The following is an 11,167-nucleotide window of genomic DNA, read 5'->3' on the forward strand; positions in this document are numbered from 1 at the left end:
TCTGTGCCATCGCCCATTTCCTGCATCCAAAATCCGCCTTCAAGTCAAAATAGACTAAATTCTTTTCCGTGCGCTTTCGTCTGTGTGCTATTCTCACTCAGCGAATTTTCCCCTGCACGTCATGAAACTTATCACGCGTTTTGGGCTGTCCACAGCCCTGTGTCTGGCGGCTCTGCTGCCGCTTTCTGTCTCGATGGCGGCCCCCGCCGCTCCCGCCACAACGGGCCCTGCTGAGTCTCCAAAGGAAACGGCACCGCTGGAGGCGCAGTTCAGCATACAGCCAGTGGAGCTGTCGCCGGTATCCACCATCGAGGTCGTCTTCCCCACACCGATGATCCCGAAGGACAGGATCGGCGGTGTGGACCCGGAGCCGCCGCTCGTCGTCTCACCACCGCTGGCGGGGGAGTTCCAGTGGGTCAGCACCCGCAGCGGCCAGTTCAAGCTCAGCCAGGCCCCCAAGTTCAATGCCAGCTACCAGTTTTCCCTGCGCTCCGGCCTGCGGGATGTGGCGGGCAAGGCCCTCTCCACCGCGCCGCTGGCCTCCGTCAGCAGTGCGCAGTTCCGCATCATTGACCAGTCGCCGAAGTGGTTCAATGACAACGAGGCCCGGCGTGAACCGCGCTTCCTCTTTGAGTTCAATGACAACGTCAACGCTGCCGATACTGCGCCGCACATCGCCTTTGTCTCCGTCAATCCGCCGCTGACCATTCCAGCCACCGTCCGCCATGCCAAGGCGGCCGACTTCTCCCGCTACAGCGAGCCGCAGGCCACCTGGGCGGAGGAGATCGCCAAAGTGAAACCCACCCTGGCCGAAGGAGCCACGCGCCTGAGCGCCATCGTCGTCAAGCCAGCGGAGCCGCTGCCGGTCGCGGAAAAGTGGAAGCTCGTCATCCAGCCCACTTTGATGAATGCTTCCGGTTATGCCGGCCTGGCCGTGGGGGATGAAATCTTCCTCGGGGACGTGAAACCCTTTTTGGTTAGGCAGACCAGCGGCCACACGCCATTCGACCAGCCCTATTACCTGGATATCGCCTTTAACAAACCGCTCCTCCCTTCCCGCGATGAGCCGTGGAAAACCGAGGAAATCCAGGGCCTGGCGGACAAGCTGGCCGCCTCCGTCCACATCACGCCGGACGTCGCAGGCCTCAAGGCCACCATCACCGGCTCCGTCCTTCGCCTCACCGGCCCCTTCGCCTTGAAGACCCCCTACCGCGTCGTCATTGCTCCCGGCCTTGAGTCCGGCGACGGCCTGCCGCTTGCCGACGCCAGCGAACAAGAAGTCTCCTTCATCCCGAATCCGCCGTACGTCGCCGCGCCGGCCTTTGTGCGCACGCAGCTTGCCACAGGCAGCGGCGAATTTGAAATCACCGCCGCCAACGTCCGCGAAGTCCGCGTCCGCGCCAGGCGCCTCACCGGCCCGGAGCTGCTGCAGACCACGCAAAAATACGCCGCCTACCGCAGCTCCTTCTATCTGGGGGAGGACAAGAAAAAGGCGTTCAAACCTGAGACTATCGACGCTTATCCCGGCACCGTTGTTTTTGACCGCACCTTCCCGGTGAACAAGCCGCTTGACCAGAGCGAGATGATCAAGCTCAACTGGCATGAAGTGCTCGGAGCGGACACCGCCGCGCCGCTTTTCATCGAGTTCGAAGGCCGGGCTGCGGAAGGTGTCTCTGAAAAAGGTGTCATCACCCAGACCCTCGTCCAGTTCACCGACCTGGGCCTCATGCAGAAGAGCAATGGCCGCGAGACCCTCGCCTTCGTCACCTCCCTGCAGACCGGCCAGCCCGTCGCGGGTGTGCGCCTCACGGCGGTGGATGGCGAGCAAAAGCTCATCGGTTATGCCGATACGGATGCCAATGGTGTGGCCACCCTCACCGGCGGCACTCCCGCCCTCCTCCTCGCTGAAAAGGCCGGTGACTGCACCGCGCTGGATTGCAACAATTCCCACATCGGCAATGCCATTCCGTATGACATTCCCACCGCCTGGGAGGACGTGTGGAAGCCGGTGCGCCGCACCTTCATCTTCGGCGACCGCCCGCTCTTCCGTCCGGGGGATACCGCCCACTTCAAGGCGCTCACCCGCACCCGCATCGCCGATGATCTGACGCTGGATCCAGAGTCCTCCAAGGCCCGCCTCGTCATCCGCGATCCACGCTACCGCGTCGTCCTTGAGAAGGAAATCACCTTCACTCCCAACGGCTCCTGGAACGATGACATCGCCCTCCCGGAAGGCCCGCTGGGCTGGTATGAGCTCATGATTCATTTTAATGAACCCGGCGAAGAAAACCGGGGAGCCAGCGGCTATTACTCCTTCCGCATTGATGACTACCGGCCCAACAGCTTCGAGGTCAAACTGGACGGTGCGAAGCTGGAAACCCTGGCCGACCGCCTGAAGCTGCCGCTCAGCGCCAGCTATTACATGGGCAAGTCCCTCAGCCGCGCCAAAGCAAACTGGACCGCCTCCTCCTCCCGCTCCTTCAGCCCGCCCGCCGCCTACAGCGACTACCATTTTGGCGATGCGCCCCGCTGGGCCAATTATGCCAAGGACCGCGATGCCGACGGCCACTACGATGACAGCGATTCCGATGATGAAGGCGACTGGTGGGTGAGCGGCGATACCGTCCTCAGTGAGGAAGGCACCGCCACCCTGGAGATGCCCATGCCGCCGCCGGACCGCGCCTCCCTGCCGCAGCAGGTCCGCGTCACCGCCGAGGTGACCGACATCAACCAGCAGACCATCAGCGCGGCCACGGAGTTTGAAGTGCCCGGCGCAGAATTCATCCTCGGTTTAAAAGGGCCGCAGTTCTTCGGCACCGCCGGTCAGGACCTGCGGGTGGATGTCCTGGCCATTGATTCCAAAGGCGGCCCCGCTACTGGCAATGTGCGCGTGGACATGAAGGTGGAACGCCAGGAATACCACACGCTGAAAATCGCCACCGCAGGCGGCGGCTCCACCACCAAAGACCAGGTCATTCTCCGCGAGGAGATGAAGCAGTCGGTAGATCTGCAAAGCCCCACCGCAGGCTCCGCACCCACCTCGCAGGTCACCTTTAAGCCTGCCCGTGGCGGCGTCTATTTCGTCACCGCAGAGGCCACCGATTCGCAGGGGAAAAAGATGCTCTCACGCCTGCCGGTTTACGTCCTCGGCGGCGGCGACTTCCCATGGGCCATGGAAGACGGCGCACGCATCAACCTCCAGCCGGAGAAGAAGAAGCTGAAGCCCGGTGAGGAAGCCGTCATTGTGGTCAAGACCCCCATCGCCGGCACCGCCCTGGTCAGTGTGGAGCGCAACAAAGTGCACCGCCATTTCGTCACGCAGATCTCACCGGAGCAGCCCGTCATCCGCGTTCCAGTCCAGGATGAGGAGGCGCCGAATGTCTTCGTCTCCGTCGTGCTGGTGCGCGGCAGCGATGCCAGCCCCAAGCAGCACAAAATGCCCGAGTACAAAGTCGGCTACTGCCAGCTCGAGGTGGAGTCCAAAGTCAAGGAACTGGCCGTCGCCATCGTTCCGGAAAAAACCGAGGTCAAACCGGGCGAATCCTTGGCCGTCGGCGGCAGCGTCATGGACTGGCAGGGCAATCCTGTCGCCAACAGCGAGGTGACCCTTTATGCCGTGGATGAAGGCGTGCTCAGCCTGATGAAACATGAGACGCCGGATCCCTCCGCCTACTTCCATGAGCCGATGCCGCTGGCCATTGACAACTACACCTCCTTTGATGACCTGCTGGCGGAAGACTTCGCCGCCCGCGAGCGCGGTAACAAAGGATTCGTCATCGGCGGTGGCGGCGACATGGATGACAGCGCCATGCAGGTGCGGAAAAACTTCGTCGCCACGCCCCTGTGGCTGGCCACCGTCATGACGGATGCCAAAGGCCGCATCAGCACCTCCCTGAAGGCTCCGGACAATCTCACCCGCTACCGCCTCATGGCCGTGGCCACCAGCGGCGCGGACCGCTTCGGCAGCGGCGAGTCCGCCTTCAAGATCAACAAGCCTCTCATGGTGGAGCCCGTCGTTCCCCGCTTCGCCCGCCTGGATGACGAGACGCTTTTGAAAGCCGTCATCCACAACACCACTCCGCATGCCGGCGAGGTGCGTGTGCGCCTGGAACTGGATGACACCGCCGACTTCATCCGCGAAGAGCGCCTGTTCATTCCCGCCAGCCTGAAGCCGGACGCCCACGCCGAACCAAAAGTGTGGCAACAAACCGTCGCCATCAAGGCCGGTGAAACCACCGCTGTGGCCTTTCCTGTGCGCTTTGCCAAACTGGGCACTGCCAGCTGGAAATGGTCCGCGCAGACCGCCACCTGGAGCGATGGCGCTCCCGCTCTCAATGACGCCACCGTCTCCACCTTCGAGGTTACCCACCCGCTGCCGGAGCTGAGGGAGGTCCGTTATGCCCGGCTGGATGCCGCCACTCCGGTGGAAAACCTGGCCCAGGAGATCAACCCCGCCCTGCTGGAGGGCCAAGGCAGCCTGCAGGTCAGCCTCAGCACTTCCCGCCTTTCAGAGGCCAAGGACGCGCTGGACTATATCCTCACCTATCCTTACGGCTGCGCCGAGCAGACCACCTCCGCCACCATGCCCTGGCTGGCCCTGGGCGGATACCACAACCTCTTCCCGGACCACCTCTCCGCAGAAAAAAGCAAAGACGCCATCCAGAAAGGCGTGAACCGCCTGCTGCAGATGACCACGGATGAAGGCGGTCTGGCCTACTGGCCCGGCGGCCAGGAGCCCTCCCACTGGGCCAGTGCCTACGGCGGCCTCATGCTGCTTCGCGCCCGGGATGCCGGGGCCAGCGTGCCACCGGAGGTCATCGAAAGGCTGCTCACCTACCTTTCCAAAAAGCTGCGCGGCCTGGAGGATGAAAAAGACTTCTACCATCTCAGCGATGCCGCCCTCTCCCTCTACACCCTGGCCAAAGGCAAGAAGGGCGAGCCCGCCTACCAAACTTTGCTTCATTCCAGGCGCACCAGCCTGCCGGAAGCCGCCCGCCTTTACACCGCCCTGGCCATGTGCCTGACGGACGCGCCCGCCCAGCAGATCAAGGAGATGGCCGGCTGGACACCGCCGCCACCGCCAGCCAAACCGGATGCAAAAAAGACCGCCAAAAAAGCCGCCCCTGCTCCCGCCCGCCCTGCCGCACCGGTCTGGTCCCACTGGGCGGGCAACGGCGTCAACAAAGCCCTGCGCCTCATCGTTTACACCCACCTTGGCCTAACAACGGATGCGGAAAAGATCGCCCAGTCCATGCTCACCAGCCGCAATGGCAAGGGCGAATGGGGAAACACCTTCACCAATGCCTGGACGCTGACCTCCCTGGCCGCCTATGACCGCAGCCTGAAGAACGGAGCCGAGCCCCTCCTGGCCAAAGTCACCTGGGATGCCCAGGAGCAGCCGCTGACCATCGCCAACCCGCCCGGCACCGCCCAGGTCTCCTTTGCCCTCAATGAGAAGCTCTCCTCCGCTCCCCTGAAAGTGGAGCTTCCAGAAGACCGCAGCGCCTTCTCCCGCATCCAGGCCAGCGCCTATCCGCCTGACCGCGACTTCGGCGGGGAAAACAAGGGCTACGCCATCGAACGCACCTATCAAAAACTGCTGGATGACGGCTCCATGCAGCCTGCGGATAACCTCCGCGTCGGCGACATGGTGGTCATCACCCTTCAAATAGATATCGGCGGTGGCGACCGCTACCTGGCCATTGATGACCCGCTCCCCAGTGTCCTGGAGGCCATCAACCCCGAGTTCGACACCCAGAGCGAGCGCCAGGGCGACCAGCTCCCCGAAGGCGTCGGTGCCTGGTTCTGCGACCACCGCGAAGTCCGCGCCGACCGCGCCCTCTTCTTCACCGACTACGCCCCGGAGAAAGGCAAATTCCAGCTCCGCTACCTCGCCCGCGTCATCGGCGAAGGCGACTCCATCGCCCCCTCCGCCCGGATCGAGGCCATGTACGAGCCCAGCAAATACGGCCTCTCCCCCACCCACCGCCTCCGCACCCTGCCATCGGCAGCAGGTCAGGTGGCCGGGCAGTGAAGGGCGTCCAGGGGTCATAGATTTGGCCGCAGAGGGGCAGAGGAGAAGAGGGGCAAAGTATTTAATATTCATCCCTCAGCATCTCTGCCTCTCCGCCCCTCTGCGGCAAACCCGAGCGTCCATAGAGCCTTCATCCCCCACCGCCTCCACCCCATCCCTTCCGCCAGGTCAGGTGGCCGGGCAGTGAAGGGCGTCCAGGGGTCATAGATTTGGCCGCAGAGGGGCAGAGGAGAAGAGGGGCAAAGTATTTAATATTCATCCCTCAGCATCTCTGCCTCTCCGCCCCTCTGCGGCAAACCCGAGCGTCCATAGAGCCTTCACTTCCCCCCGCCTTTCCATTCGCACCGGGCCGCGAGCCATGCGATGAAACGCCATGCAATTCAACCGTCGTCCCAAGTTCCGTCCCACCCGCACCATCGGGGGCCAGGAAGTCACTCCGCGCAAAAGCATGGGGCAAAACTTCCTGGTGGATGAAGAAGTGGCCCGCTGGATCGCCGACCAGATCCTGCCGGATGACGACGCCTTTGTCATTGAGCCTGGCCCGGGTCTCGGTGCGATGACGCAGTATCTGGTGGGCCGCCCGCGGAAGCTGCTGCTCATCGAAAAAGACAACCAGCTTGCCCCGCAGTTGCAGACCCGTTACGGCCACCAGGGCGTGGAGGTGCAGCATGGCGATGCCACCCAGGTGGACAAACGCGACTGGTACCAGCACGGCGATGTCCGCGTCATCGGCAACCTGCCTTACTCCGTCGGCGGTGAGATCATGAAGCACATGCTCACCCCACCTACGCCGGTGAAGAGTGCGGTCTTCATGCTGCAAAAGGAGGTCTGCCAGCGCCTGGCCGCCCGCCATGGGGAGGACGGTTACGGCGCGCTCTCCGTGCTCGTGCAGCGCGACTGGGATGTGGAGCTCCTGCGCATCATTCCGCCAGAGGCCTTTTCCCCCAAACCGAAGGTGGACAGCGCCATCGTCCGCTTCACGCCTCGTGATCCCGCCACCCTGCCGGTCTATGACCGCCGCCTGTTTGAAAAGCTGGTGCGCATGGGCTTCAGTCAGCGCCGCAAGCAGATGAAGAACCTCCTGCTGCCTGCCCCTGGCGGCTGGGAGGCCCTGGCGGAATCTCTCCAGATGCCCGTCACCATGCGGGCCGAGGAGCTCTCCGTCCTGCAATGGGTGAACCTTTCCCGCTGGTATGAAGAACGCAAAACCGCCGATGCCGGCCAGAAGGCCAGCGAGGTCTTTGACGTCGTCAATGACCGCAATGAAGTCATCGGTCAGAAGACCCGGGGTGAGGTGCACGCCCAGGGCCTGCTCCACCGTGCCGTCCACGTCTTTGTCATCAATGCCCGGGGCGACATCTTCCTGCAGATGCGCTCCCACCTGAAGGATGTCTCCCCTTTAAAATGGGACAGCAGCGCCGCCGGGCACCTCGACGTTGGGGAAAGCTACGCCGCCTGCGCCATCCGCGAGGTGCGGGAGGAAGTGGGCCTGGAGATCACCACCACCGAGCTGGCCGCGCAACTGCCTGCCGGCACGCATACGGATCATGAGTTTGTGGAGCTCCACATCGCCCGTCACAACGGCCCCATGCGCTGCCTGCCGGAGGAGGTGCCCTATGGGGAGTGGTTCACTCCCGCGCAGATCACCACCTGGGTGGCGGCCCGCCCGCAGGACTTCGCCAAAGGGTTTGTCTCCTGCTGGAAGGCCTATACGGCGGCAGCGGGCTGACGGAAGACGGTGACCACGTCTTCATAAAGCCCGGTCTGATGCGTCACGCCATCGTGGGTAAACTCCTTGAAGGAAGCCACAATCTCAAAGCCGCGCTTCTTCAGCAGCTCCAGCATGGCTTCGTGGGTCAGGTTGCTGCGCCAGCCGCCCAGGCCGCCGCCGACGCTGCCGTGATGGATGATGCCCACGGCACCCGGTTTGAAGACCCGGCGAAATTCATCCGCATACCGCTCCACTTCCGCCTGGTTGATGTGGACGAAGACGTCAAAGCTCCACAGCGCATCTACGCTCCGGTCCGGCACGCCGGACAGATCGTTGCCGGAGCCGACGATGAACTTCGCCTTGCCCGTGCTGGCAAATTTCTCCGTACAGACCTCCACGCAGGAGGCGGAGATGTCCACGCCCAGCAGCCCGTCCGCCCGCTGGATGAGCTCCCCGGTCCAGCGGCCGCCGCCCGGGCCGATCTCCAAAAACTGCCCGCCCTGCGGCAGGTAGCCGCGCAGCACATGCTCGATGATGGCGGTCTTCCAGGCCTCGCTCGGCGTCCATTCCTCACCGCCTGCCTGCCAGTCCCAGGCCTCCCAGATGGCCTTGTTCAGCGCCCGGCTGTTCATCCCCGGCACGCCGTCGCGACGGCGGATGTGGTCCATCAGCTTGAAGGCACGGGAGCCCACCGCACTGGCCGCATAATAGGAAGCAAAGGCAGCGCACCAGACGATGCCGTTTTCCTTCACAATGAGTCCGGCGAGGCTCAGTTTTTTTCCGAGAGAAATGTGGCGGCGGTTGTCAACGATGTCTTTCATTGCGTGGTGATCGGTGTTTCGCACGATTCATGTGCAGGGTCAATGTGTCTTAACCTCCTTGCACCGGCGGCATGATGGCGACCTCGCAGTTTTCGTGCAAAATCTCGCTTCTTTTGACATAGGTCTGGTCCACGGCAGTCAGCAGGCTGCTGTCCCATTCACCCAGGGCGGGCCATTGGGTATAAAGGCTCTGCAACAAATCTGCCACGGTGGCACCGGCGGGGAGGCTCCAGGTCGTCTCCCCGGTGCCGGTGATGTCCTGCAGGACGGAAAAAAACAGCAGGCGGATGGTCATAGCTTCAGGATGCCGATGCAGGGCAGGTTGCGGAAACGGCCCTGGTAGTCCATGCCATAACCGACGACGAAATCATCGCCAATTTCGAAGCCGCAATACTCCAGCGGCACCGCATGCTCCCGGGGCCGCTTTTTGTCCAAAAGCACTCCCGTTTTTAATGAAGCAGGCTTTTCAAACAGCAGCCGTTCCTGCAGCGCATGCAGCGTCAGCCCCGTGTCCAGGATGTCATCCAGCAGCAGCACATCCAGCCCGGTGAATTCCACCCCGGCAGGCCAGTTCAGCTTCACCTCCCCGGTGGATTCCGTGCCGCCGTGGTAGCTGCTGGCACCCAGCGTCACGATACGCATCGGCAGGTTGATCTGCCGCAGCAGGTCCGCCACAAAAAACAGCGCACCATCCATGAGCACGACGACGGTGATGACCTTGCCCGCATAGTCCGTCTCAATCTGCCGCGCCATCTCAGTGACACGGTTACGGATGGATTCCGCATCCAGCAGGACACGGTCGAGATCGCTTAAAACTCCAGAGGGGGCAGGCATGATGAGGCAGGGCAATGACAAGAATACTGCATCAAGGCGCAAACATGGGATTGCCGCAACGGCCTCCCGCACGTTTCTTTCTCCAACCACCATGCCCGACCCATCTCCCACCAGCCTGCGTGACCTCCGCGTCAGCTACGACCTCGACAGCCTCACGGAAGACACCGCACCCGCTGATCCGCATGAGCTCTTCAACCTCTGGCTCGCCGATGCCCTGGCCCACCAGCTCCCGGAGCCCAATGCCATGACCCTCTCCACCCTCGGCAGTGACGGCGGCCCCAACAGCCGCACCGTCCTCCTCAAAGGCCTGGACCTGCGCGGCTTCCACTTCTTCACCAACTACGACAGCCGCAAAGGCCGCGACCTTGCCGCCCATCCGCAGGCCGCCCTCACCTTTCTCTGGGCGCAAAGGCATCACCAGGTCTCCATTCGCGGCCACATCTCCAAACTGCCCCGCGAAGACGCCGAGACCTACTTCGCCAGCCGCCCTGCCGGCCATCAAATCGGCGCATGGGTCTCCGACCAGAGCACCGTCATTCCCGGGCGCGAATGGCTGGAAGCCCGCGAAGCCGAAGTCACCGCCCGCTTCGCCGGCGGCCCCATCCCCTGCCCTCCCAACTGGGGCGGCTACACCCTGCTGGCCTCCGAGATCGAGTTCTGGCAGGGCCGCGTCAGCCGCCTCCACGACCGCCTCCGCTACACCCGCCAGGAAGACAGCACCTGGAAAATGGAACGCCTCAGCCCCTGACCCCCGTCACATTCAAGGAGCCAGCCTCGCCAAGTCCCGGTTTTCAAAAGGTCCTCATCCCCGTGAACAAAGCATCTACCGGTTCAAGACGGAGAAGATCGCCGATGAATTTGACCCCGACCCGGAATGGTGACCGTGATCCTGAAACACACCCGCTGCTGTACCGCCCTGCTTGAGGCGCGATAGCGTCCTGGAGTGCGGTGAAAGCGCAGAGCGCATCACCGCTCTTCTTTGAAGGCACTTCACGGCCTAACAGATTGTGTGTCCAAACGGCCTCGCCCGGCCAGGACCCTCCAGGCACGATTGCCGGTCACACCACCTCCCGCGCTCCGGCGCAAGCGGCGCTGCCGAGGCAAGCGACTTGCGTCTTGCCTCTCTCCGCCGCACTCCAGGACGCTCCGCGACGACGTGAACTTCGGGCTTGCGTGGATGTCGGCGGATCGGGTTAATCTTCCGGCATGACCGAGGATGCGTTTCCATGGCCCCATGCACCGGCCCACCGGCTGACGGAAAACGGGCACTACTTCGTGACCGCCGGCACTTACCAGAAGGAGCATCATTTCCGTGGCGCACCGAGGCTGGAGGTGCTGCAGCGCGGGCTGCTGAAACAATGCCTCCGCCATGGCTGGCGGCTGGAGGCCTGGGCCGTATTTTCCAACCATTATCACTTCGTGGCGGAATCTCCGGGAAGCGCAGAAAGCCTGCCCAGGATGCTGACAGAGCTGCATCTGAAAACCTCCCAGTGGGTGAACCGCCTGGATGCGGCCCCCGGCCGCAAGGTGTGGTTCAACTATTGGGAAACCTTGCTCACAGACCAGCCCTCCTACTTTGCACGACTGAACTACACGCATCGCAATGCCCAAAGGCATGGCCTGGTGCCCGTGGCCGTCGACTATCCATGGTGTTCAGCCTCCTGGTTTGAGGAGAACACCGGAAGACCGCTGGTGAAAAGCATCTACCGGTTCAAGACGGAGAAGATCGCCGATGAATTTGACCCCTCCCCGGAATGGTGACCGTGA

At 62.9% G+C, this 11,167-nt stretch carries 7 protein-coding genes; 4 read left to right on the plus strand and 3 right to left on the minus strand.

Features of this window, described 5'->3' with window-relative positions:
* The first annotated feature begins 121 nt into the window (after nt 1–121).
* Together WJU23_RS14885 and rsmA are read left to right on the plus strand one after the other, a co-directional pair.
* Nucleotides 122–6,034, plus strand: a complete 5,913-nt coding sequence (locus tag WJU23_RS14885; RefSeq protein WP_346333392.1) for an alpha-2-macroglobulin family protein — start codon at nt 122–124, stop codon at nt 6,032–6,034.
* A 373-nt stretch (nt 6,035–6,407) separates the two neighbouring features.
* The gene (rsmA, locus tag WJU23_RS14890) at nt 6,408–7,763 is read left to right on the plus strand and encodes a 16S rRNA (adenine(1518)-N(6)/adenine(1519)-N(6))-dimethyltransferase RsmA (protein ID WP_346333393.1); all 1,356 of its coding nucleotides are present in this window, start codon (nt 6,408–6,410) and stop codon (nt 7,761–7,763) included.
* Here the strand turns inward: rsmA and WJU23_RS14895 are convergent.
* Genes WJU23_RS14895 through hpt form a run of 3 tightly spaced genes read right to left on the minus strand, consistent with a single transcriptional unit; the run spans nt 7,742 to nt 9,400 of the window.
* Nucleotides 7,742–8,566, minus strand: coding sequence for a class I SAM-dependent methyltransferase (locus WJU23_RS14895; RefSeq protein ID WP_346333394.1), 825 nt, complete (start codon nt 8,564–8,566; stop codon nt 7,742–7,744). The genes rsmA and WJU23_RS14895 overlap by 22 nt on opposite strands.
* Before the next feature lie 49 nt (nt 8,567–8,615).
* Nucleotides 8,616–8,861 (minus strand): MoaD/ThiS family protein, encoded by a 246-nt coding sequence (locus WJU23_RS14900; RefSeq protein ID WP_346333395.1) that lies wholly within the window; start codon nt 8,859–8,861, stop codon nt 8,616–8,618.
* Complete coding sequence (hpt, locus tag WJU23_RS14905; RefSeq protein WP_346333396.1) at nt 8,858–9,400, minus strand: hypoxanthine phosphoribosyltransferase; 543 nt, start codon at nt 9,398–9,400, stop codon at nt 8,858–8,860. The genes WJU23_RS14900 and hpt overlap by 4 nt, the downstream gene beginning before the upstream one ends.
* 91 nt (nt 9,401–9,491) lie before the next feature.
* Here hpt and pdxH point away from each other — a divergent pair, with 91 nt between their 5' ends.
* The gene (pdxH, locus tag WJU23_RS14910) at nt 9,492–10,148 is read left to right on the plus strand and encodes a pyridoxamine 5'-phosphate oxidase (RefSeq protein WP_346333397.1); all 657 of its coding nucleotides are present in this window, start codon (nt 9,492–9,494) and stop codon (nt 10,146–10,148) included.
* Between the two features lie 458 nt (nt 10,149–10,606).
* A complete protein-coding gene (locus WJU23_RS14915) occupies nt 10,607–11,161 on the plus strand; it encodes a hypothetical protein (protein ID WP_346333398.1) in 555 nt (184 codons plus the stop codon).
* The last annotated feature ends 6 nt before the right edge of the window (nt 11,162–11,167 follow it).

It is taken from the genome of Prosthecobacter sp. SYSU 5D2 (assembly GCF_039655865.1).
In the GTDB taxonomy this organism is placed as follows: Bacteria; Verrucomicrobiota; Verrucomicrobiia; order Verrucomicrobiales; family Verrucomicrobiaceae; genus Prosthecobacter.